Here is a 24,269-nt window from a genome sequence, read left to right as displayed (position 1 = left end):
GGGATACTTATCACTTTCGCTTAGCCACTCAGATTGCTCCGAACAGCTAGTATCCATCGTTTACGGCGTGGACTACCAGGGTATCTAATCCTGTTCGCTCCCCACGCTTTCGTCCATCAGCGTCAATACACTAGTAGTAACCTGCCTTCGCAATTGGTATTCCATGTAATATCTAAGCATTTCACCGCTACACTACATATTCTAGTTACTTCCTAGTAATTCAAGTCTGACAGTATCAATGGCCGTTCCATCGTTGAGCGATGGGATTTCACCACTGACTTATCAAACCGCCTACGGACCCTTTAAACCCAATGATTCCGGATAACGCTTGGATCCTCCGTATTACCGCGGCTGCTGGCACGGAGTTAGCCGATCCTTATTCTTACGGTACCGTCAAGCTCCTACACGTAGGAGTGTTTCTTCCCGTACAAAAGCAGTTTACACACCATAGATGCGTCTTCCTGCACGCGGCATGGCTGGATCAGGCTTGCGCCCATTGTCCAATATTCCTCACTGCTGCCTCCCGTAGGAGTCTGGTCCGTGTCTCAGTACCAGTGTGGGGGATCTCCCTCTCAGGACCCCTACCTATCGTAGCCTTGGTGTGCCGTTACCACACCAACTAGCTAATAGGACGCATGCTCATCTTTTACCGTTGGAACTTTAATATCGTTAGGATGCCCAAACGATATGCTATGAGGTATTAATCCAAATTTCTCTGGGCTATCCCTCTGTAAAAGGTAGATTGCATACGCGTTACGCACCCGTGCGCCGGTCTCAGATATTGCTATCATACCCCTCGACTTGCATGTGTTAAGCCTGCCGCTAGCGTTCATCCTGAGCCAGGATCAAACTCTTCATCGTATATTGTTTACCCTGTGTTCCTGAAATAAATTCAGGATAAATCAGGGTCTGCTCTTACGAGCTTTTTTATAGACAAAGGCTAGTCTTTTATTAATCCCGAATAATCGGGATTCGATTCTCTTACTCTCTTTTGTTGTCTCGTCTTGTGGACGAGACGGCTGTCAATTCAATATGTCTATGAACGTGTTCTTCTTTGTATTTAACCTGAACTTGTTTCAGGTTCTCCGCTTTCATTCTCAAAGACAAGTCTCAACTTGTCTCTACTTTCATTCTCAAAGACAAGTCTCAACTTGTCTCTACTTTCATTCTCAAAGCGGGTGCAAAAGTAATTATTCTTTCTTAACCAACAAGCAATTTTAAAATTATTTTTGAATTTATTCTAAATTACTCGTTTTCCTAGTTTTCAACAGAACTTTTATCCTTAAGCGGGGTGCAAATATAAGTACTAAATCGACCTCAATCCAAATAAATTTAATGCTTTTTTTGAGGTTTTTTTAAGATGTTGATAACTCGTAAGTTACAACTACTTTTTATACCTTTTGAAAAAAAATCTTGAACACAACAAAACGAACTCCTTAGCCCCGATGGTAGCAAGCTACCTCGTAGCGCGGACAGCGGGACCAAACGTTCTAAAAAAGGAAATGTGCTGTGCTCCTAGCTATTCAAAACGAATGGATTTTGACGGAGTAATTTTAGTAATGATATAGGACGGAATGAGTAAAACCAACAAACAGATTACAACAGTTCCGATGTTAAGCAACAAAATGTAGAACAAGTTGATGTCGACAGGCGCTTCGTTTACATAGTAACTTTCGGGGTTGAGTTTGATGATGCCGAAGTATTTTTGGAGTAGCAACAGTCCGATTCCGATGATATTTCCCCATAGCAATCCGCGACCGATTAAGTAGGCGGCGTTGTAGAGAAACACTTTTCGTATGGACCAATTGTTAGCACCGAGTGATTTTAGGATTCCGATCATCTGGGTTCTTTCTAGAATTAAAACCAAAAGCGCCACGACCATATTAATAGTAGATACTGCTATCATCACTATTAAAATAATAATAATATTGAAATCGAAAAGTTTGAGCCATTCGAAGATGTAATAGAATTTTTCAACAATAGTTTGGGAATCGAGAGTTGAAGACGTTTCCTCATAGACTTGTTGTCCTTTGCTTTCTATTTGGGTAAAATCGTCAACAAAAACTTCGAAAGAACCGATTTGATCGGGTTTCCATTTGTTGATACGTTGCACGTGACGGATATCGCCAATGACATAACTAGCGTCAAATTCCTGGAAGCCTGAATTGTATATTCCAACTATATTGAAATTCCGAAGATTATACCCTTCGCTTTCTTCTTTCATAAAATAGGTCACAAACTTGTCTCCGAGTTTTAGCCCCAAACGGTTACATAAATATTGCGAAATCAGGACTTCTTCGTTGAGATTGTTCTTGAAATTGGGCAGCCTGCCTTGAACTAGATATTCTTTTAAATTGTTGGTTTTATAGTCTTTGCCAACACCTTTAAAAATAATGCCTTCGAAAGCTGATTCGGTTCTGATGATTCCAGTTTTGCTTGCAACTGCCTGAACGTAAGTTATACCTTCGACGTTTTTAAATTTTGGATAAAAATTTTGATGAATAGATATCGGCTTTATACTAACATCGGAATTGTTATCATTATATCCCGAAATAATAATGTGTCCGTTAAAAGCAGAAACTTTTTGGCGTATTTTTTGTTGCAGGCCGATTCCAGTGGCAATAGAAACAATCATCATGATCATTCCGAGGGCAATGGCGGTGATGGCAATTTTTATTATTGGTGCAGATATACTACTTTTATGGTCTTTAGCAGTAATGAGTCGTTTTGCTATAAAATATTCTAATTTCAATGGAATGATTTCAAATTCAGTCTTCAAAAATACAGTTTTATTCTTGGTTTTGCTAATGGTTTCTTGTGGAAGCCTCACCCCCAACCCCTCTCCAAAGGAGAGGGGAGCTGAAACCGCATATAATAAAGACATTATAATTGGCGCTGACAATTATAATGCTTATTTACCTTTTTTAAAAGATAAGAAAATTGGGATTGTGACTAATCAGACGGGGATTATTACAATAAAAGAATTTACAGAAGTGAAAAATAATACTAATATAGGAAGTGATGAAGCTGTTAGGTTTGTTAAAACTTCTATTGTCGACTATTTACTTTCTGAAAAAATAAATCTCCAAAAAATCTTCGCCCCAGAACACGGCTTCCGAGGAACAGCGGATGCTGGCGAACACGTAGTAGATGGCAAAGACACCAAAACCGGATTGCCAATTATTTCGCTTTATGGGGATAACAAAAAACCAAAACCTGAACAATTAGCTGGTCTTGATATTTTGGTTTTTGATTTGCAGGATGTTGGTGCCCGATTCTATACGTATATTTCTTCTTTGCATTATATAATGGAGGCTTGTGCAGAAAATAATGTTCGATTATTAGTGTTAGACAGACCCAATCCGAATGGTGGAATTGTAGACGGACCGATTTTAGTAAAAGAATATACGAGTTTTGTTGGGATGCATCCCATTCCGTTACTACACGGAATGACCATTGGTGAGTATGCTAAAATGATTAATGGAGAAAAATGGCTTACAACTGGAGTTCAATGCAACTTGATTGTAATTCCATGTTTAAATTACACAAGAGAAATGACATATAGCTTACCAGTAAAACCATCACCCAATTTGCCTAATGACCAAGCAATCAACTTATATGCAAGTTTATGTTTGTTTGAAGGCACCAATGTGAGTGTGGGTCGTGGCACCGAAAATCAGTTCCAGATTTACGGGTCGCCTTATTTGCCAAAGAGTGATTTTAGCTTTACTCCAATACCAAATTTCGGCGCTAAAGAACCGATGCACAAAGGACAATTATGTTATGGAGAAGATTTATCCAAAATAGAAAAAGTAAAACAATTAGAATTGAAATGGTTAATAAAAGCGTACAATACCACTTGGGATAAAAACAAATTTTTCAATTCATTTTTTACTAAACTTGCTGGAACCAAAAAACTACAACAGCAAATTGAAGCTGGATCTTCGGAAGCAGAAATTAGAAAATCATGGAGAAAAGGGTTGAATGATTTTATGGCGATGCGAAAAAAATATTTGATTTATTAAACCTCACCCCCAACCCCTCTCCAAAGGAGAGGGGAGCTAAGATTACAAAGACAATTTTTTCTTCATTTCTTCTACAATATTATACGCTGCCGGGCAAATAGCTACATTTTGCAAAGTCAAATTAGCTATTTGCTGAAATTTTTTTCTGTCGGTATGCGGAAATTCGCGACACGCTTTGGGCCGCACATCATATATCATGCAGTAATTTTGATTATTTAAAAATACACACGGAACACTTTGCAACACATAATCCTTATCTTCATCAATACGCAAATATTGGTCGATGAATTGCTGTGGTTTTTGTTTTAAATGCTTTGAAATTCTTTCGATATCAGACGAAGTAAATAAAGGTCCTGTCGTTTTGCAACAGTTAGCACAATTCAAACAATTAGTTCTTTTGAATTCGGCATCGTGCAATTCTTGCATCACATAATCGAGATTCTTGGGTGTTTTCTTTTTGAGCTTATCAAAATACTTTTTGTTTTCGATATGCTTATCTTTGGCAAGCTTTTGTAATTGTTCGAGTTGGTTTAACATTGTTTAAAATTGTTTAAGGTTGTTAAATCCTTATTTGCAAACAAAATTACACAAAACGAATAACCAAATAACTTAAAAATAGAATCTTTAAAAAAGATTCTGAAATAAATTCATAATAAATGAAAGATTTATTAGGCAAAGCCATTCTCGATTTTCAAACTAGTAATTCACCCGAAGACTTAGTCACAGAAACCAACATTTCGGAAGTTGATGAAATGAGTGTGGAATATCTTTTTAGAAATTACAAGGAAATGCCTAAAATAGAGAAAAAAGCGTTACAACTTTGCAAAGGGAAGGTTCTAGATGTTGGTTGCGGAGCAGGAAGTCATGCGTTACATCTTCAGCAAAAAGGATTTGAGGTAACTGGTATTGACCTCTCGGCGAATGCCATAAAAGCTTGTGAATTACGTGGATTAAAAAATTCAAGAGTTCAAAATGTCTTAGAAGTTGAAAACGAAAAGTTCGACACCATTTTGTTATTGATGAATGGAGCTGGCATTTTCGGAACCTTAGCCGAAGCTTCAAAATACCTCCAAAAACTGAAATCACTTTTGAATCCAAATGGACAAATTCTCGTAGACAGTTCCGATATTATTTATATGTTTGACCAAGAAGAAGATGGCGGTTTTATGGTTCCGACTGATGGTTATTATGGCGAATTGATATTTACTGTTTCTTATAAAGGAGAAACCGATGTTGCTTTCCCTTGGTTGTATCTTGATTATAATACGTTGCAAAATGCTGTTCATGCTAACGGGTTGCAATGTGAATTGGTTATCGAAGGCAATCACTTTGATTATTTAGCCAGAATTTTTTAATTAAAACAAAAAGGTATGTATTAAAATTATATTTATTTAGCTCTAAAAACCATAGGATATTTAATCTCTATACTAATAGGTTTTCCATTGCGCTGTGCGGGTTCCCATTTTGGACATTTTTTTAATACTCTAATAAATTCTGTTGCCGATTCTATATCTAAAATTTGAATAATTCTTATCTTGGTTACGTTACCCTGTATATCAATTGTAAAAGCAGCCTCTAGTTTTCCTGGTTTAGTAACTTTTGAATAATCGAACTCTTTATGCAAAAACTCGGTAAAATTATCTATTCCACCCCCGTTAAATTTAGCATCTATTCGATCTCCAGTCAAATAAACCTCCGCCTCACCTCCTATTTGAGAAAATCCAAAAATTGGAAATAAAATAAACATAAATAACACTTTGATTACTTTCATTTTGAGTTTTATGGGATATTTAAATACTTATGGGTTTGCAACGACACTCTCCACTTAGGATTTTTCATTACATAATCTACTATGAGTGGCGTCATTTCTTCTTTTTTGCTCCACTCGGGTTGCAAGAAAAGAATGGCGTTATTGTTAACTTTCCCTGCTTGTTCTTCGGCAAAAATGAAATCGTGTTTGTTATACACAATCACTTTTAGTTCATTGGCAATTGCATACGCATCGTCGACTGGTAATTTATTTTTCTTGGGAGAAAGACAAAACCAATCCCAAATTCCTGAAACAGGATACGCACCAGATGTTTCGATATGAACCTTTAAATTTTTATCTTTTAATTTTTGGGTAAGAAAAGTCATGTCCCAAGTTAAAGGTTCACCACCAGTAACTACAACCGTATCTGCATAATTAACAGCATTGGATACAATTACTTCAGTGGCCGTTGGAGGATGCAATTCGGCATTCCAACTTTCTTTAACATCACACCAATGACAACCTACATCACAACCACCTATTCTGATAAAATAAGCAGCAGTTCCGGTATGAAATCCTTCGCCCTGAATGGTGTAAAACTCTTCCATTAACGGAAGCATTTCTCCTTTATCGACTGCTAATTGTGTTTCTTTTGATAACATTTTTTAAACTCTAGTGGGCAAAGATAAGTCCTTTTAAATAAAAAACCGCTCCAAGATTTTGGAACGGTTCTTTTTATATCTTTTAATGAATTATTTTTTCGTCAATAATTTAATAGAACTCAAGGCGTATTCATTTGCCGGGTCTAAAGCTAATGTCTTATTGAAATACTCAACAGCTTTTGCTTTATCAGAATTAGCATAAACAGCCGCAATATTGTTGTAAGCTTCCATAAACTTAGCTTTGTTTTTGGTTACTTCTTCCGCACCTTTTTCGGTAACAACTCTTAAATAATCTTCATAATATTTAGCCATCATATCATCATTTTCCAACAACTTATTTGTTCTCGCTCGAAAGACATAAGCATCTTGTGTTGTTGGTGATGCTGTAATTACATTTCCAAAGGCAACATCCGCTTTTTGTAATGCGATTGGATCTGGTTTTACGACATCTTTTCTGGTATTGTCATAATATAATGAGTTCCCCAAATAGAAATTATCAATCAAATAGTTTTTTGAATTCGGATTTGTAACTGCTAATTCAAAAACTGCTGCAGCTGCTGCAAATGCTTTTTGGTCGTATAATTTCTTGCCAATTTCGTTAAATTCATTAGCAGCTAATGGTTCCATTTCAACTGCTTTCTTAAGGTCTACAATTCCTGAGGCTAATTGTGTTGGGTCTACTGATTTACCATCGGCACTAGTCCCCTTTTTTATTTTGACTTGACCTAAATATAAATAATCTCGAGGAATTATTTTGTTCGATGGATTAGAAGTAAATTTTTGCAACGCCTCTAATGCTGCATCTGTATTACCATTTTCATAAGAAGAATAACCTAAATAACGAAGTATTCTTGGATTGACTCCATCTAATTCTTTCATTTTATTAGCTTCCAATTCTAATGCTTTGTAATCTTTAGCCAATATTAAAAAGTCAGCATGACGCATTCTTGAGTTAATTGAATAATCGGTCAAACTCATATACTTTTCATAAAAACTTAGCGCTTTTTTTATATTTTCATCATACGTTTTAGGGACATTATTTGCCCATAAATAATGGGTTTCTGCTAATTCACGATATACAGGTCCGTAATTTGGGTTAATACTAATTACTTCATTGTAGGCCTTTACAGCTTCTGTGTACGCTTTAGCTCCTTTTAATAAAACACCTAACTGCATTTTAGCTCTTATCAAAGTGCTGTCAAATTGATAAGCATTTCTGTAGGCAACATAAGAATCGTTTTGATTTTTATCTCCATAATAAGCATCTCCTAATGCTAGTTGCACTTGAGCATCATTTGGATTTGTTGCTGCTGCTTTTGTCAAAATGGTAATGGCACTTTTATAATCCGGTTTATCAGCATTCATATAAGCACGAGCAATATAAACATATTCTTCCGTGTCTTTCTTTTTCAATTCTTTGATGACCAAGTCAAATTTTGCTTGTGCAGCTACTTTGTTGTTGGCATCTAAATCTAATTGTCCTAAACCAATATTATTTAATCTTGCGCCTTCACTTGCGGCTAATCCTTTTTGAAAATAGATTGAAGCAGAATCGGAAATATTTTGTTTTAGATAAATAGTTCCTAAAAGAAATGTTGCCTTACCATTTGATGGTTTTGATTGTATGATGGATTTTAACAACGATTTTGCCTTCTCAAATTGTTCGGCATCAATGGCTTTCTTTGCTGGCTCTAAATCTTGTGCTTTAGCAATTGTAGTTGCAATTAAAGCCATGCTGAAAATTTTAAACTTATTCATCTTCTTCTAATTAATTTTTATTTTTAGTAATTGTATTTCTAATCATGATTTTCCTGCCTGGTGTACGTTCAGGGAGTAGCCCTGATTTTAAAATTATACGTTGACCTCTTTCACCCGAAAGAAAGGAACCGAATCCCATTCCGAGGCCAGAATATCCTTGACAGTTGACGATATACAAATGGCGTGCCAAAGGATATTTACCTATTGCAAGATTATCTTGCGTTGGGAAAAAATATTCTGATTTGTTTCTATCTTTTACTGCTAAGACATTTACTTTTTTCACTACATCCTCTAAATCTAGGGGTGGTTGAAAAATCCAATTCATTCCTATAACACCAACCATTCCTGTGTTTTCGGCTACATACTTAATAACCTCTTCGTTGGTTTTTAAAGAAAAAATGTTTTGCTGATTCGCAATTGTCACTCCTGAAACTTCGCTAATGTATCTAACAGTACTCGAATTGGCATTGTCAAAAACCAATCCTTTTATTGTTGGGACTGATTTCCCCTTTAAAAAATCTATCACATCTTGCAATGCTATCAATGAATCATTGGTAGTTTTATTTTTAATAAAAGCTACTGCATCTGTTGCAAATGGGGTAATTCTCGGAGTAATTTTTTTGGCACTGAACGCATTTAACTCTTTCTTCGAAAGTGTTCTTGTTAAGATGGCAATTTTTGCTGTGTCATTCAATAATGCATTCACAATCTCTTTTTCTGATTTGGGTACCAAATGTAGTTTAGCTTTATACTCTGTTTCAAAAACAGCTTCTTCGTCTTCAATTATAGGCACTATCGATTCGTCAACATAAACTGTTGCTTTTCCTTTTAAAATTGTTTCTTCATTATCCTCCGTTTTCTTTTGACAAGACAACACAAAAAGTAGAAATAACAAAAAAAAACCAATAAGTGTTTTGACCAATTTATTCATCATCTAAAGCATTCAAACGTTTTACCTGAGTTATAAAACGTAATAAACCAAACAATAGTATACTACATCCAACAATCAGTTGCATATTATTGGGCAAATTTAATTTTAATTTATCCCAAAACAACAAAAGTGAGCCTAATATGCAAAAGGCAATAAAATTCAGTAAGCTAATAACGAGAAGAAATCGCCCTTTAAGCGATTTCTTCTTGAAATTATCTATGATTTTTGAAATCATTTATTCTGCTGATTGTATGGAAATTGGTAATGAATATAGTACCCTTACTTTTTTACCATTTTGTTCTCCGGGATTCCATCTCGGACAAGATTTCAAAACCCTTATAGCTTCTTTTCCTGTTCCGTAACCGATATCTCTAAGTACTTTAATATCTGTAAGCGAACCATCTTTTTCTACAACGAATGTTACAAATATTTTACCTTTCAATCCATCTTCTTCAGGAACCTGAAAATTTTTACCAATAAACTTGTAAAATTTCTCTAAACCGCCTGGAAAATCCGGTTTTACTTCGATACCTGCCGTGTTATAGATGTTATTATCTTCTTCTACAACACTCGGCCCATTACCTACTGGTTCCACTGTTAATGGAGCATCTGGATCACCTTTGATGGTTTCGTCTCCCAATTTTTTGTCTTTAATTTCCTCTACTTTAGGTGGTTCTTCTGTAATTTCTTCGGTTTTAGCCACAACTGGCTTCACAAACTTCACCTGATCTACTTTTGGTGGAGGTGGTGGAGGTGGTGGAAGATCTTTTGGTTGCTCTTTAGGAGGAAGCTTAATGGTTACTATTTTTTGGTCTAGTGTTGCATTGTCGTCATCACCACTAGGAATCATATTGATTAAGATTGGCGCAAAAATAGCCAAACCAAATATTAATGCTCCAATAATTAAAGAACGAACTGTCGTTTTGGGATTTTCTTTACGTAACTCATACGCACCATACGCTTTGTTTTTGCCTTCAAAAACGATGTCTATCCACTGTCTTTTAAATAAGTCTAATTTCATTTTTTAGTATATTTTTGATTAACATTGGATTATTTGTTCATTTCCTCAATGAGGACTTTTTCCTCTGGTGTAATGTCATTAACAATTGCATAGGTTGGAACTTTACAGATAGCCATTTCATCTAAAACATCCACTAAGTTTCTATAGGTTGATTTCTTAGTTGGTTTAATAATTATAATTAAACCTTTGTCTTTACTTCCTGTAACTTGAGGTACAGAAACCACTCTCTTTAAAATCTCTTTTCTTAAACCGTTTTTGCCATACTGTGCATCCGTTGGTTTTCCATTTGCTTCAGGAGCGTCTAATAGTCCGTGATACCATTTGATTTTATCATTATCACCCATGATTATTGTCATGGTTCTTCTTTGATCTACTTTGATGTCCTTTTCTGGTTCTTTTTTATCTTCTTTGTCAGGCAAACCCAAATCCATAGATTGGGGTTTTGATAACGATGTGGTTAACATAAAAAAGGTAATCAACAAAAATGCTAAATCTACCATGGCTGTTAAATCTACCCTTGGATCTGATTTTTTACTTCTAACTTTACCGTCTTTTTTACCACCGCCACCGCCACTATTTCCTAATTCAGCCATTTTCTATATTATTAATTTTAATAATCTTTTCCTCTTAAACCCGTAACTAAATTAAAGCTATTGATTTTTTGGTCTTGTAAAATATCCATCACTCTTTTAATTTGAGGATATTCTTCTTTAGCATCGCCTTTGATTGCAAATTGAAGTTCTTTTTGGTTAACATCAATGTTTGCTTTTCTTGCGTATTGTACCCAATCTTGTAATTGATTGTTAATCGAGTCACAAGGTATTCCTGGTTGAACTCCTTTTTTGGCTCTATCGGCACTTTTCATAGCCAACAACTGTTTCAATCCTTCGATTGGCACTCCAAATTCATCCACTAATGAAAATTGAGTTCTTTCTTGGTCAGTGAAAGTCATTTTATATTTTTGAGCCATATAATCCAAAGTTGCCATACGTATCTCTTTTCCTTTAACCCCAAAAAACACTTGTTCTTTTCCATCACTTTTTCCGACTGTTAACATTGCCAAATCAGTATCTGGCAATTTAGTTTGTACTGTTGATGATGGTGTGTCTACTGGAAGCGGCTCGGGCACTTTGGCCGTGGCCGTCAAGATAAAGAACGTAAGCAAAAGGAAAGCCACATCACACATCGCAGTCATGTCGATGGATGTTGATTTTTTGGACATTTTTACTTTAGCCATTATTTATTTGTTTTATTACAATATATAGTAAAACTAAAATTGTATTATTTTTTTAAACTTCCTCTGAATTTTCTATAGGTATTCACAATAGTAGAACCCGCTTCGTCAATAGAATAGGTTAAAGTATCAATTTTAGAAGTAAAGAAATTATACGTTACAATCGCTAATGCAGAAGTTGAGATACCTGTTGCTGTATTAATCAATGCTTCAGAGATACCTGTTGCTAAAGCTGCTTGGTCTGGAGTTCCTGCAGAAGCCAAAGCACCAAAAGCTTTAATCATACCAGATACTGTTCCTAATAATCCCCCTAGAGTTCCAAGAGCAACAAGAGTAGAAAGTATAGTTAAGTTTTTCTCTAACATTGGCATCTCTAAAGAAGTTGCTTCTTCAATTTCTTTGTGAATAGTCTCAGAAGCTTCTTCGCTATTAAAACCTTCCGCTTTCACTTCTTGGTATTTAATTAAAGCTGCTTTTACTGCATTTGCTACAGAACCTTGTTGTTTGTCACAAACATTAATAGCGTCTTCTATTTTACCATCTTTAATGTCACCTTGAACTTTCTTCATAAAGTTATCTAAACTTCCTTTACCTGAAGCTTTTGATATAACAAAAAATCTTTCAATTGAAAAAACAATAACCATAAGGAACATACCTAACAAAATAGGAACAATAAATCCTCCTTTGTAAACCATCCCTAAAGTATTTAATGGATGCCCTTTTTCTGAATCTCCTCCATCAAAGTTTGAAGAATGACCCATACCAAATTGCCAAATTAAATACCCTACAAGAACACATGCTACAATAATGATTCCTGATACCATTCCTCCGAGGTTTGAACCCCCATCTTTTTTAACGTTTGCCATTTTTTTAAATTTTAATAATTTTAATTAATTTATAAGTTTTAGTTGTTAATAAACTTGATTGGTAGCAAATTTAATTTTTTACTTGTAATAAAAAAACTTTTTTTACTTTTAATCCTATATCGATATATTTATGATATAGAACTTTAGATATCATTTAAAAATTTCTTTCAAAATAATTTAAAAATAGTCTCTTTTTAACAATTTTAATGTATTAATAACATCTATATAACGTAAAAAAAATTAAAAATGTATTTTGAGTTGCAACTTTATTTTAATGTTAATTTTTTACTGCATATTCACAAAAAGTAAATCCTATATCATTTCATTGTATTTAAAAAAAATAGTACTTTGCATCACCTAAAAATTTCAATAAATTCAAAATGACAGCAATTTCTGAATTCAGCAAACATATCAATGAAGGTTATACTTACAAAGGAGAAAGTATCGTTCTCGGCGGTGCTATTATCAACGGCGAAGCTGTTACTGATACTTTTGTAAAAGTTCCACTAAAAACCTTAAATCGTCATGGCCTAATTGCCGGTGCTACTGGAACTGGAAAAACAAAAACCATTCAGGTACTATCGGAACAATTGTCATCCTTTGGAATTCCGGTGTTAATGATGGATATCAAGGGTGATTTTTCGGGAATTGCCAAAGAAGGTGAAGAAAAACCTTTTATTACTGAACGTCATGCTAAAATTAACATCCCGTTCACTGCTGCTTCTTTTCCTGTAGAATTGATGTCGTTATCCCAACAAAATGGGGTTAGACTTCGGGCTACCATTTCTGAATTTGGACCCGTTTTGTTTTCAAGGATTTTGGATTTGAATGACACTCAAACTGGAGTAATATCGGTACTATTCAAATATTGTGACGATATGAAAATGCCACTTTTGGATTTGAAAGACATCAAAAAAGTACTGAATTATATTACTGACGAAGGAAAGGATGAAATTTCAGCGAGCTATGGAAAGATTGCTACAGCAACTACCGGAATCATTCTTCGAAAGATAATTGAGTTAGAGCAACAAGGAGGCGATATATTTTTTGGAGAAAAATCATTTGAAATTGATGATTTGATGCGCATTGATGAAAATGGAAAAGGCTACGTAAACATTATCCGCTTGACGGATATTCAGGACAAACCCAAATTATTTTCAACGTTTATGTTGAGTTTATTGGCAGAAATTTATCAGCAAATGCCCGAAAAAGGGGATGCCGAACAACCCGAATTAGTAATCTTTATTGATGAAGCGCATTTGATTTTTAACGAAGCCAGCAAAGCATTGTTAAATCAAATCGAAACCATTATCAAATTAATTCGTTCGAAAGGTATTGGAGTTTATTTTATTACTCAAAATCCGATGGATGTTCCTGCAAGTGTTTTGGCGCAATTGGGATTAAAAATCCAACATGCTTTACGTGCCTTTACGGCTACTGACCGACAAGCCATTAAGCAAACTGCGGATAATTATCCCACATCAAAATACTATAAAACCGATGAAGTATTAACCAGTCTAGGAATTGGAGAAGCCTTTGTAACCGCATTAAACGAAAAAGGAATCCCAACCCCTTTAGCCGCAACCATGATGCGTGCGCCCATGAGTAGAATGGATGTTTTAAATGATAACGAAATTGATGAAATAAACAACAAATCAAAATTAGTTAGAAAATATGCTGAAGAAATCGACCGAGAAAGTGCTTATGAACTGTTAACTAAGAAAATTGAAGATGCAGTACAACAAGCCGAAGCTCAAGCTGAAGAAGAAAATCAAACAGAAGCAAAGAAAAGTAGCGAACCAAGTACAGGATCTGTCATTGGTAAATCAGTGGTAAAGGTAGTAACTAGTGCTACCTTTATTCGTGGTGTTTTTGGTGTGTTGAGTAAACTATTTAAGCGGTAACTATGAAAAAATACTTTATTCAAAAATCACCCTTTGTGGTTCCAACTACCGATGGGAAACTAATTGAAGAGCATCACGGAATTCCAACCACTGGAAATACCGAAATCTCAATTGCGCATATGATTGCGCCACCAAAATGGAGCGAACCTTTTCAAACTCCGGAGTTTGAGGAATATACTTATATTATTTCAGGCAAAAAACAATTTATTATTGAAGATGAAATAATCGTTTTAGAAAAAGGTCAATCTATAAAAATTGAAAAAAATACGCGCGTTCAATATTCGAATCCGTTTGATGAAGCTTGTGAATACATTGCTATTTGTAAACCGGCGTTTGATTTTATGAAAGTGCATCGGGAGAACGAATAGCCCTAGCCCCGATTGAAGCTAGCTACCATGTAGCGCGGAAAGCGGGAAATGGCTCCTAAAAAATTACTTTAATAAGGAAATGATTTTATTTTCGACTTCTTCGCTATTCCATTTTTCTGCAATATTTGGCATTTGCATCACTTTTTCCATGATTTCGTTTTGTAAATCGCCAATAGCCAGCGCTTCGGAATAAGGTTGTAAACTAAAGGTTACTCTACTGTATAGCGGCATCCATTTATCGGGATGTTTATCAGAGAACCATTTTTCTATTTTCTTTTGTAGTAAGAAATTGGCATCTGCGGTTTTGGTACTCATTTCCATGAAATTTCTAAATGATAATTCCGCTATTGCATCAGCATTTGGTTTTCTTGAATTCTCATAATCGTTGAGTAAGTTTGCCCAATCATCGCCATATTTTTGCATCATTTCTTCTAAAACAGTAATGTCTTCAAAGCCCGAATTCATTCCGTGTCCATAAAACGGTACAATAGCATGGCAAGCATCACCGATAAGGGCAACTTTATCACTAAATGTCCACGGAAAACATTTCATAGTAACCAAATAACTGGTTGGATTTTTGAAAAAATCATTTACTAAATCCGGAATAACTTCTTTGGTATCGGGGAAGTTTTTGGCAAAAAAATCGACCAATTGTGCTGTAGTTTTTAAAGATGCGAATGAATTTTCACCATCATGAGGCATAAACAATGTGCAGGTAAAACTTCCGTCTAAATTGGCTAAAGCCATCAACATAAAATTGCCGCGTGGCCAAATGTGTAAAGCGTTTTTGTTTAATTTATGACTTCCGTCTGCATTAGCAGGAATATGCAATTCTTTATAGCCCATTTTCATGAACTCCTGCGAGTAATCAAACATACTCTGACGCTGCATTCTGTGTCGAATTCTCGAAAAAGCGCCATCGGCACCAAAAGTTAGATCATAATTATGGGTCGTCCATTCGCCACGCTCTGTTTCGCCAATAGAAATAGTGGCAGTTGTAAGATCGACATCCCATACTTTTTCTTCAAAGAAAAATTCAACTCCGGCTTTCTCTGCCAAATCGACCATTTTTTTATTCAAAAGTCCTCTTGAAATGGAGTAGATTACCTCTCCGTTTTGTCCGTAAAACTGTTCGTTAACAGTTTCTTGTCCTATGTGTATAGCACGTCTATCAACAGGAATCCCAATGGCTAAAACTTCCGTTTCTAAGCCAACATCTTGCAGGGTTTTTATACCTCGGTTGGATAAAACTAAATTAATTGAACGACCCGAAAAATTGAGCTTTCTTATATCCGGACTTCTATCATATACGTGTACGATGTGACCTCTTTTTTTTAGATAAATTCCTAACAAAGAACCAACTAGTCCAGAACCAACAACAGCAATTTTTTTGGGAGTTTGCATTTATTTATACTAACGGTTTTTATTTAACTTCGTTCCGTTCGCCGCTTCGCAGCTCGGGTCATACAATCCGGCCTTACGGACTCGGGTGCAAATTTATGTTTTTTTACAGAACATTTTTTAAACATTAAGAAGTTAAGTTAAATTAAGGTTTTCATTAAGGATGATGCTTAACTTACTTAACGAAAAAATCTTAACTTCTTAATGGTTTACTTAGGTTTGAAGATTAATTTTGTTGATGTGGATTCAATTTCTTTTTTATTGAGTTTCATTTTTCTGAATTTGCCATTGACAAACAATTCGGTTTGATCCTTATAATATTTACTCATCGGATTGCCTGATTGTCCCGTTGGTAAAACGCTCCAACTGTTTTCTATGTCTGAAAAATCAATAATTCTCCTAGTTGACGGTCCGCCTTTAACCTGAATTTCAGTATCGCCTGTATACGTGAATAATTGGTTGTCTATCACTTCATTGGTGCCCGAAATTGGAAAAGATCCAACGTTGAAGAATTTACTTAACATTTTCACTTTACCGATTGGATGTTGGAATGTTACTTTGTGTACTTTCTTCCATTGCCATTGATTGATATCATTGCCCAATTGTTTTTCTAACGAAGCGATTGCTTCTTTAAAAGATTGGGTCAGAATTTCGGATTGCGTTTCTTTTTTGCCTTTTGTATTGACGTTATCCCACCAAACAGAGGCAACATTTTGACTTTGCGCTTCGATTACTTGTTTAACAATGTGTGTGCCCAATAAAAGTTTAAAATTATCAACTCCGAATTCGTCTTCAAAAGTATCTTTTAAGTAAAAATAAATCCATTTGTTGTAGATGCTTGGCGCAATGTCTTCTAGAGTATGCGTGGCTTTCCATTCGTTTAAAACGGCTAAAGCTTTCTTTTCATTTTCAGAAAACTGGGAAGCGTTTACTGGTTTAGTCATGTTTGCCACTATGGTTTTGGCTGTTGCCGATGTATTATCGACTATCATTTTGCTCACATCTTCTTTAGTCCAATCATTTTTGGGAGATAATAATCCGTCAATTCGCATCGCTCTGTCTTTTGGAAGATAATAACCCGGATACAGATAACCATCGATGGCTTCAGGTTGATTGTTGGATGTATAGACGTAATTCCATGGCGGATTTATAGCTGCTGGGTTTTTGGTAAACGGAATAAACTCTTTCTTATCATCAATCCCGTTAGCACCATTTAAAATAAAATTGGTATTAACACTTTTGTCCACTTTATATAATTTGCCCGAAGTAATCCAAGCGATGTTGCCTTTAGCATCGCCATACATAATGTTTAATCCTGGTGCTTTAATGAGCTCAATGTTTTTGTGGAAGCTTTCCAAATTTTTCGCATGAGATAATTCATAAACTGCATCGAGGATTTCGTTTTTTTGCTGCGTATAAATCCATGACATGGCTATTGATTTCTCTGTTTTTAACCCTTCAAGTAATCCGGTAATAATTGGTCCGTGTTGGCTGGTTTTTATGTTAATTTTTACATCGGAGCTGTCTTTTACTTTGATGGTCTTTTGTTTGTAGGTATAGCTTTTAAATCCCTCAATAGTTTTGTATTGTTTGTTATCGTTGGGGTTATCTTCTTCCTGAAAGAAATCGACATCATCATTTTCGAACATAGTTAAACCGTAGGCGTACTTGTGATTATGACCTAAAAGCGGAAACGGCGTTCCAGCAATATAGTACCCATAGATTTCATAATCTGGACACACAATATGCGCTTCGTACCAAGTTCCGGGTTGCGAATACATGATGTGTGGATCGTTTGCTAAAATGACTTTACCGTTTTTGGTTTTGGCGCTGCCAATTACCCAGCTATTGCTTCCAATAAAAGCAGGCACTGGAGATGTTTCTAATAATCCGGCAACCGATTTTGCTATTTCAGCATATCCTTTATAATCACCATTATAGGATTTTAATTGTTTGGTTCCGAGTTCACCTTGAATACCAAAATCCTTGAGATATTCCATCCCGAAACGGTCGCGGATATCAGTTAGTAATGGATCGGTTTTTTGAGCCATAGCAAAGCTGAATGACATAAATCCAAAAATATTATAGACATCTTTTAGCGTGAACTTTTCTTTTTTGATGCCAAGTAATGAAAACTCCACTGGCGTTGTACCATCTTCCATGTATTGGTTGATGCCGTCTAGGTAGGCATTCGCTAAAATGTAGGTTTGGGAGTTTTTGTTGAGTTGGGCAACTGCTTTTGCGGAGTTATCATCAATACCAATTCCAGAAAAAAACGTATCCGTTTTTAAAGTTGGGTTGCCAAAGATTTCTGAAAGTCTTCCAGGAGCAATGCGGCGCATGAGTTCCATTTGCCACAAACGGTCTTGCGCATGAACATATCCCAATGTAGTCATGGCATCTTTTTGATTATCGGCATAAATATGAGGAACACCGAATTCATCAAAATAAACGGTAGTTGGTTTACTGATGTTTTTTAGTGTTGCTTCTCCTTCGCAATTGGGTTTAGTGTATTGAAGATAAGCAAATAGTGAAAGAAGAATTACAATTATAATTATTAGAATAATTAAGGCAACTTTTTTTATTTTTTTCATCAGGAGCACATTGAATTCCAAATGTAAAAAATAAACCATTAAGATAATAAGATGAAATGTGTTTTATCTTAACCTTTCTTAATTTCTTAATGGTTTAAAAAGAATAGAAGCACTTTTTATTTTCTCGGAAATTGAATTGGATTACCCGTATTCATTCCGTTATTTTTTGCCAACACGCCACACATGTGAAATAACATTCGGGCACCAACATTGCCATCCCAATCGGTTTCTCCTGGAGCTACTTCAACTAAATCAAAACCAATAATTTCTTTACCGCTAGCCGCTAATTTGTTAAACAAATAAGTAGCTTGTTCAAATGAAAACCCACCCGGAACTGGTGTTCCTGTGCTTGGAGCGTACCATTGAAACATTCCGTCAATGTCGAAACTAATACAAACTTTTTGAGGTAAACTTTCAATTATTGCATCACATTGTTGCGCCCACGTTTTCCCTTCAAAAGACTCTTGTTGTAAATCGGCACTAGTATTAATTAGAACTCTACCCTTTGCTTGTTGCGCTACAGCGACTTCTTGCTCACAGAAATCGCGAATACCAACCTGAACAATTTTTGAAATTTGTGGAATCTGTAATGCATTATACATTATGGATGCATGAGAATAGCTAAACCCTTCATAGGCAATTCGCAAATCCATATGCGCATCGAGGTGCAAAATTCCGAAGTTATCGTGAATAGAAGCTAAAGCTTCATAATATCCTAAAGGTGTAGAATGATCGCCGCCAAGCAACACGACTTTTTTACCTTTTTGCATCCAGAACAACACTTTTTCTTTTACTTCGGTATGCAAATCGCGACACACTTTATTTATTAAAGCTAAATCAGCAACTAAATTGGGATGATTATTTAGATCTTCGCCACCTTCTAACGCTTCAATTATGGGTTGAGCTAATTTTTTATATTGAGTTGAATTGACTTTCCAATGTTCAGGTGCATCGTCATAAAACATTCCCAATTTCCATAATTCTGGAAACTCTTGATGATTTAAATCAACTTGAAACGAGGCATCCAAAACAGCTTCTGGACCATCCGAAGCTCCGGCGCCATAGCTAACGGTTACTTCCCATGGCACCGGAATGATAATAATTTCTGATTGCTCGGCTGAGAATGGCAATCCAAAAATGGTGGCATCCGCCAAACCAGGTTGACTTGGATCGAAAGTGTCTATGATTTGTTGTTTGGTCATACTTTTTTTAGATATTTGAATTTTCAGACTTTTAGATTTTCAGAAAATCTAGCTATTTTTATTTTGTAAATATTTGATGAATTTAATAATCATTTTGATAATTGATGATATCTCATTATTTAGATAATTATAATTAAACTCTGAAATAAAATTTAATTATAGAGAGACTAACAACTGAGTTTCTATTTCATAACAAGAACTAAGAGCTGATTCTAGAAAAATAATAAAATGCTTATCAGAAGATTTAGCTGAACCTTCTGCAATGTTTGAAGGAATTGAAATGACAGCTCTTTTTAATTGTGATATTAATCCAAACTTTTCTGAATCGGGAAAAGTCTCTGTTAATTTATATAATTTAGGACAAAACTTTATACTGCTTTTCCAAACTTCTAGCTCTTTGTAATTGTGCATGTTGTATTTTTATTTGGAATTCCTATATCTGAAAATCCATTATCAGAAAGTCCATTATCTATTTGATATTCCTTTTTTCAATATTTGTCCAAATTCATACATGTCTTCATAGGAACAATAAAAAGGTACAGGTGCAAATCGAATTACGTTAGGTTCCCTCCAATCGGTGATTACCCCATTTTTCATTAAATATTCAAACAAACTTCGGCCTTGTCCATGAAGAAAGACAGATAATTGACACGCGCGTTCTTCTTGATTGCTTGGCGTAATTATTTCAAATTCTGTTCCGTCTATTGCTGCGTCGATTTCGTGAAGAATAAATTCTAAGTAGGCCGTAATTTGATCTCTTTTTTTGATAAGTTTATCCATGCCGACTTCGGCAAACATTTCAACTGATGCTAAATAAGGCGCTAATGACAATATAGGTAAATTACTAACTTGCCATCCATCAGCACCAATAATTGGGTCAAATTGAGGATCCATTTTAAAACGACGTTCCTTGTTTTGTGCCCACCAACCGCCAAACCTTGCCAAGTCTTTATTGGTATGATGCCTTTCATGAATAAAACAACCCGAAGCGTTTCCTGGTCCAGAATTCATGTATTTATAAGAACACCAAGAAGCAAAATCGACGTTCCAATCGTGTAATTCTAATTTGATATTTCCGGCTGCATGTGCTAGGTCAAAACCTACTATTGCGCCTACTTTATGACCTGCGTCGGTGATGGCTTTCATGTCGAAAACTTGCCCGGTATAATAATTCACACCGCCTATTAACACTAATGCTAATTCATCACCAACTTCATTAATTTTGGCTACGATATCTTCTAATCGAATGTTGTGTTCTCCTTCTCTTCTTTTGATTTCAACTAGTGCATCTTCTATTTTATAACCCCTAAAGTTGAGTTGCGTTTGAAACATATACTGGTCGGATGGGAATGCTTTTTCTTCACAAATAATTTTGTAACGCGTTTTGGTTGGTCGATAAAAAGAAACCATTAGTAAATGTAAATTTACTGTTAGCGTGTTCATTACGGTAATCTCAGATGGTTTTGCGCCCATTAATTTACCCAACGGATAGGCAAATCGCTCGTGGTAATCCCACCAAGGTTTCTCGGCATAGAAGTGGCCTTCGACAGCCATATTTGCCCAATCGTTCATCACCTCATCAACGTAGTGTTTGGTTCGTTTTGGCTGCAATCCTAGGGAGTTTCCCGTAAAATAAATAACATCTTTACCGTTGTGTTGCGGAAAAATAAATTCGTCACGATAGTTTTTTAATTCGTCTTTAGCGTCGAGTTGTTGTGCAAATTGGAGAGTATTTTGAAAGGTCATTGTTATTGTTTAGTTTGAATCGTAAAAGTAGAAAAAAGAGAAAAGAATAAAGAATAAAGAACAAAGAAAAAACCGAAGATTGTTTCTAGCCCTGATCGTAGTGGAAATAAAAAATGTCCCGATGGTTTCGGGACATTTTTTATTGTATCGAAGAGCAGGAACCTGCCTGCCGGCAGGCAGGAATGGATGGCAAGTATGCCCGAACCTTTCGCTCTTGAAAATTAAATAATCAACATCGCATCACCATACGAATAAAAACGGTATTTTTCTTTAACTGCTTCTTCATACGCTTTTTTCATTAAATCATGACCGCAGAATGCCGAAATCATCATTAATAAGGTTGATTTTGGTGTGTGGAAATTCGTGACCATGCAATCAGCGATACTAAAATCATACGGAGGAAAAATAAATTTATTCGTCCAGCCTGTAAAAGGATTTAAGGTTCTTTGAGAAGAAACCGAACTTTCGATGGCGCGCATAGAAGTAGTTCCGATACAACAAATTCTTTTCTTTTTAACTTTGGCATTGTTCACAATATCGCAGGCTTCTTGAGTTATGAATAACTCTTCCGAATCCATTTTATGTTTAGATAAATCTTCAACCTCAACCGGATTAAACGTCCCTAAACCAACATGAAGCGTTACTTCAGCAAAGTCAATTCCTTTGATTTCCAATCTTTTTAAAAGGTGTTTCGAAAAGTGCAAACCAGCAGTTGGTGCTGCTACAGCTCCTTCTTCTTTGGCATAAATGGTTTGGTAGCGTTCTGCATCTTCTTCGTTTACCTCTCTATTGATGTATTTTGGAATGGGTGTTTCTCCCAATTCGGTCAATTTTCTTCTAAATTCATCATAAGAACCATCATACAAGAAACGTAAGGTTCTACCGCGAGACGTAGTATTATCGATTACCTCAGCCACTAATGAATCATCATCCCCAAAGTATAACTTATTTCCGATACGGATTTTACGTGCAGGATCTACTAGAACATCCCAAAGACGTTGCTCGGCATTTAATTCACGTAATAAGAACACTTCGATTCTAGCTCCAGTTTTTTCTTTATTTCCGTACATACGAGCCGGAAAAACTTTGGTATTATTCAAAATCATGACATCGCCATCATCAAAATAATCGATAATATCTTTGAACATTTTATGCTCAATAGTTTTATTTTTTCTGTTGATAACCATTAATCGGCTTTCGTCACGGTTTTCGGCTGGATATTCGGCTAATAATTCGGTTGGAAGATTGAATTGGAAATGAGATAATTTCATTTAAAAGTGTTTAAGAGTTTATGTGTTTAAAGGTTTAAGGTTGTTTCCTATAGACGTTTAAAATTCAGGTTGCAAATATACGATAGCGAGATAGGCGATGTCAAGTGTTTTGGTGTTTATTTTTATTTTATTACTTTCGCAGCCTAATTCGGGATGTAGCGCAGCCTGGTAGCGTACTAGCATGGGGTGTTAGGGGTCGCTGGTTCGAATCCAGTCATCCCGACTTTTTATTTTTCTTCTATTGTAAAGCCGATCTTTGTTAAATCATCCCAGAATGTTGGATATGATTTTGAGACAACTTCAGCATCTTCAATTATCAGGGGTGTTTTTAATGCTAATGGTGCGAATGCCATTGCCATTCGGTGGTCTTGATAGGTTTTTATTTTTATATCGGGATTAATTGTATCTGATGGTTCTAGGGTCAAACTATTTTCAGTAATAGAAACTTTAGCCCCTACTTTTTCTAATTCGGTTTTCAAAGCCTGTATTCTATCGGTTTCTTTTATTTTGAGGGTATGTAACCCTGTCAAATGACACCCTATTCCTAGTCCGAAACAAGTCAATGCAATAGTTTGGGCAATGTCGGGCGAAGATTGAAGATTGAAGAGTAACGATTTTTGATTTTTGATATTGATTTTTGATATTGTAATTGATTTATTGCTATTGAAAATGGTTTCCACTCCAAAGTTTTTATATATTTCTATCAATGCGCTATCGCCTTGTAAGCTGTTTATTTTAAAGCTAGATAATGTAATTTCGGTTCCGATTTTTGAAAGCGCTATGATTGAATAGAAATAGGAAGCGGAGGACCAGTCGGACTCAATGGTGATTTGTTGCCCTTCTCCCGAAACTTCGGGAGCGCTCAGGTTGACAAGAGGTTTTACTATGATTTTATCTCCTTCGAAATACGTTTCAACTCCTATTTTATTTAGTAAAGCCAAGGTCATTTTGATGTAAGGAACGGAAGTGATTTCGCCTTCAAGCGTTACTTGGATTCCGTTTTCCAACTTTGGAGCGATGAGTAAAAGTGCCGAAATATATTGACTACTAACATTGGCATCCAAAGACACTTTGTGTTGCGTTAGCTTTTTGCCTTTAATTTTTATGGGTGGAAAACCTTCATTTTCTTCATACGAAATTTCGGCTCCCAATTGTCGTAAAGCATCGACTAGGATTTTAATTGGTCTTTCTTTCATTCGAGATGAACCGGTAAGCACTATTTCTTTTTCTTGCTGAATGGCAAAATAAGCGGTGAGAAATCGCATGGCTGTTCCGGCGTGATGCACGTCAATTAGTTGCGGGTTGCGGGTTGTGAGTTGCGACACTTCGACAAGCTCAGTGTGACAATTATGAGCGAGTGCTTTTAATATCACTTCTGAATCATCGGAATTGGAGGTGTTTTCTAAAAGCAGATTTGGATACAATGCCTGCAAAAGCAACAATCGATTAGTCTCAGATTTGGAACCTGTTAGATTCAATTCTGAATTGTGAATGGTGAATTGTGAATTCAATAGTAAGTTCATAATTTTCCAATTC

At 35.7% G+C, this 24,269-nt stretch carries 22 protein-coding genes, 1 tRNA gene and 1 rRNA gene; 5 read left to right on the top strand and 19 right to left on the bottom strand.

Features of this window, described 5'->3' with window-relative positions; genetic code table 11:
- Both ACIQ2L_RS10595 and ACIQ2L_RS10590 read right to left on the bottom strand, forming a co-directional pair.
- A 16S ribosomal RNA gene (locus ACIQ2L_RS10595) occupies positions 1-861 on the bottom strand; the annotation flags it as partial.
- Between the two features lie 658 nt (positions 862-1,519).
- A complete protein-coding gene (locus tag ACIQ2L_RS10590) occupies positions 1,520-2,752 on the bottom strand; it encodes an ABC transporter permease (protein ID WP_396158560.1) in 1,233 nt (410 codons plus the stop codon).
- Between the two features lie 4 nt (positions 2,753-2,756).
- On the opposite strand from ACIQ2L_RS10590, the gene ACIQ2L_RS10585 reads away from it, so the two are divergent.
- Positions 2,757-4,025 (top strand): exo-beta-N-acetylmuramidase NamZ domain-containing protein, encoded by a 1,269-nt coding sequence (locus ACIQ2L_RS10585; RefSeq protein WP_396158554.1) that lies wholly within the window; start codon positions 2,757-2,759, stop codon positions 4,023-4,025.
- Positions 4,026-4,067: 42 nt separating this feature from the next.
- Here ACIQ2L_RS10585 and ACIQ2L_RS10580 read toward each other — a convergent pair whose 3' ends face one another.
- Positions 4,068-4,562, bottom strand: coding sequence for a YkgJ family cysteine cluster protein (locus ACIQ2L_RS10580; protein ID WP_396158552.1), 495 nt, complete (start codon positions 4,560-4,562; stop codon positions 4,068-4,070).
- A 119-nt stretch (positions 4,563-4,681) separates the two neighbouring features.
- Here ACIQ2L_RS10580 and ACIQ2L_RS10575 point away from each other — a divergent pair, with 119 nt between their 5' ends.
- Positions 4,682-5,380: a class I SAM-dependent methyltransferase gene (locus ACIQ2L_RS10575; protein WP_396158550.1), complete on the top strand. Its 699-nt coding sequence runs from the start codon at positions 4,682-4,684 to the stop codon at positions 5,378-5,380.
- Positions 5,381-5,412: 32 nt separating this feature from the next.
- Here the strand turns inward: ACIQ2L_RS10575 and ACIQ2L_RS10570 are convergent, their stop codons facing one another.
- From ACIQ2L_RS10570 to ACIQ2L_RS10530, 9 genes are all read right to left on the bottom strand, one after another.
- Positions 5,413-5,796 carry an energy transducer TonB gene (locus ACIQ2L_RS10570; protein WP_396158548.1) on the bottom strand — a complete coding sequence of 128 codons (384 nt, stop codon included), beginning with the start codon at positions 5,794-5,796 and terminating at the stop codon, positions 5,413-5,415.
- Between the two features lie 8 nt (positions 5,797-5,804).
- Positions 5,805-6,437 (bottom strand): 7-carboxy-7-deazaguanine synthase QueE, encoded by a 633-nt coding sequence (locus ACIQ2L_RS10565; RefSeq protein ID WP_396158547.1) that lies wholly within the window; start codon positions 6,435-6,437, stop codon positions 5,805-5,807.
- 90 nt (positions 6,438-6,527) lie between these two features.
- Positions 6,528-8,195, bottom strand: a complete 1,668-nt coding sequence (locus ACIQ2L_RS10560) for a tetratricopeptide repeat protein (protein WP_396158545.1) — start codon at positions 8,193-8,195, stop codon at positions 6,528-6,530.
- Between the two features lie 10 nt (positions 8,196-8,205).
- Positions 8,206-9,129, bottom strand: coding sequence for a PstS family phosphate ABC transporter substrate-binding protein (locus tag ACIQ2L_RS10555; protein WP_396158543.1), 924 nt, complete (start codon positions 9,127-9,129; stop codon positions 8,206-8,208).
- Positions 9,119-9,361, bottom strand: coding sequence for a hypothetical protein (locus ACIQ2L_RS10550; protein ID WP_396158541.1), 243 nt, complete (start codon positions 9,359-9,361; stop codon positions 9,119-9,121). The genes ACIQ2L_RS10555 and ACIQ2L_RS10550 overlap by 11 nt, the downstream gene beginning before the upstream one ends.
- Positions 9,362-10,147 (bottom strand): energy transducer TonB, encoded by a 786-nt coding sequence (locus tag ACIQ2L_RS10545; RefSeq protein ID WP_396158539.1) that lies wholly within the window; start codon positions 10,145-10,147, stop codon positions 9,362-9,364. It abuts the gene before it with no gap.
- A gap of 29 nt (positions 10,148-10,176) precedes the next feature.
- Positions 10,177-10,740 (bottom strand): ExbD/TolR family protein, encoded by a 564-nt coding sequence (locus ACIQ2L_RS10540; RefSeq protein ID WP_396158537.1) that lies wholly within the window; start codon positions 10,738-10,740, stop codon positions 10,177-10,179.
- Between the two features lie 17 nt (positions 10,741-10,757).
- Complete coding sequence (locus ACIQ2L_RS10535; RefSeq protein WP_396158535.1) at positions 10,758-11,384, bottom strand: ExbD/TolR family protein; 627 nt, start codon at positions 11,382-11,384, stop codon at positions 10,758-10,760.
- Between the two features lie 44 nt (positions 11,385-11,428).
- Positions 11,429-12,247, bottom strand: coding sequence for a MotA/TolQ/ExbB proton channel family protein (locus tag ACIQ2L_RS10530; RefSeq protein WP_396158533.1), 819 nt, complete (start codon positions 12,245-12,247; stop codon positions 11,429-11,431).
- Between the two features lie 380 nt (positions 12,248-12,627).
- Here ACIQ2L_RS10530 and ACIQ2L_RS10525 point away from each other — a divergent pair, with 380 nt between their 5' ends.
- Positions 12,628-14,151 (top strand): helicase HerA-like domain-containing protein, encoded by a 1,524-nt coding sequence (locus tag ACIQ2L_RS10525; RefSeq protein WP_396158531.1) that lies wholly within the window; start codon positions 12,628-12,630, stop codon positions 14,149-14,151.
- 2 nt (positions 14,152-14,153) lie between these two features.
- A complete protein-coding gene (locus tag ACIQ2L_RS10520) occupies positions 14,154-14,519 on the top strand; it encodes a cupin domain-containing protein (RefSeq protein ID WP_396158529.1) in 366 nt (121 codons plus the stop codon).
- Between the two features lie 63 nt (positions 14,520-14,582).
- On the opposite strand, the gene ACIQ2L_RS10515 is transcribed toward ACIQ2L_RS10520, so the two are convergent.
- The 6 genes from ACIQ2L_RS10515 to queA all read right to left on the bottom strand — a co-directional run bounded on the left by ACIQ2L_RS10515 (position 14,583) and on the right by queA (position 22,733).
- Positions 14,583-15,923: an FAD-dependent oxidoreductase gene (locus tag ACIQ2L_RS10515; RefSeq protein ID WP_396158527.1), complete on the bottom strand. Its 1,341-nt coding sequence runs from the start codon at positions 15,921-15,923 to the stop codon at positions 14,583-14,585.
- A 206-nt stretch (positions 15,924-16,129) separates the two neighbouring features.
- Positions 16,130-18,514 carry a penicillin acylase family protein gene (locus ACIQ2L_RS10510; RefSeq protein WP_396158525.1) on the bottom strand — a complete coding sequence of 795 codons (2,385 nt, stop codon included), beginning with the start codon at positions 18,512-18,514 and terminating at the stop codon, positions 16,130-16,132.
- A 116-nt stretch (positions 18,515-18,630) separates the two neighbouring features.
- Positions 18,631-19,716, bottom strand: a complete 1,086-nt coding sequence (locus ACIQ2L_RS10505; protein WP_396158523.1) for an agmatinase family protein — start codon at positions 19,714-19,716, stop codon at positions 18,631-18,633.
- 156 nt (positions 19,717-19,872) lie between these two features.
- A complete protein-coding gene (locus ACIQ2L_RS10500) occupies positions 19,873-20,127 on the bottom strand; it encodes a four helix bundle protein (RefSeq protein ID WP_396158521.1) in 255 nt (84 codons plus the stop codon).
- Positions 20,128-20,181: 54 nt separating this feature from the next.
- Positions 20,182-21,462, bottom strand: coding sequence for a kynureninase (gene kynU / locus ACIQ2L_RS10495; protein WP_396158519.1), 1,281 nt, complete (start codon positions 21,460-21,462; stop codon positions 20,182-20,184).
- A 221-nt stretch (positions 21,463-21,683) separates the two neighbouring features.
- Positions 21,684-22,733 (bottom strand): tRNA preQ1(34) S-adenosylmethionine ribosyltransferase-isomerase QueA, encoded by a 1,050-nt coding sequence (gene queA / locus ACIQ2L_RS10490; RefSeq protein WP_396158517.1) that lies wholly within the window; start codon positions 22,731-22,733, stop codon positions 21,684-21,686.
- Positions 22,734-22,882: 149 nt separating this feature from the next.
- On the opposite strand from queA, the gene ACIQ2L_RS10485 reads away from it, so the two are divergent.
- Positions 22,883-22,956: transfer RNA gene (locus ACIQ2L_RS10485), tRNA-Pro, on the top strand.
- A gap of 4 nt (positions 22,957-22,960) precedes the next feature.
- Here ACIQ2L_RS10485 and aroA read toward each other — a convergent pair.
- Positions 22,961-24,256 (bottom strand): 3-phosphoshikimate 1-carboxyvinyltransferase, encoded by a 1,296-nt coding sequence (gene aroA / locus ACIQ2L_RS10480; RefSeq protein WP_396158515.1) that lies wholly within the window; start codon positions 24,254-24,256, stop codon positions 22,961-22,963.
- Between the last annotated feature and the right edge of the window lie 13 nt (positions 24,257-24,269).

Source organism: Flavobacterium sp., from assembly GCF_044369455.1.
Classification (GTDB): Bacteria; Bacteroidota; Bacteroidia; order Flavobacteriales; family Flavobacteriaceae; genus Flavobacterium.
The sequence above is the reverse complement of the archived record's forward strand: the minus strand, read 5'-3'. Positions and strand labels throughout refer to the sequence as shown.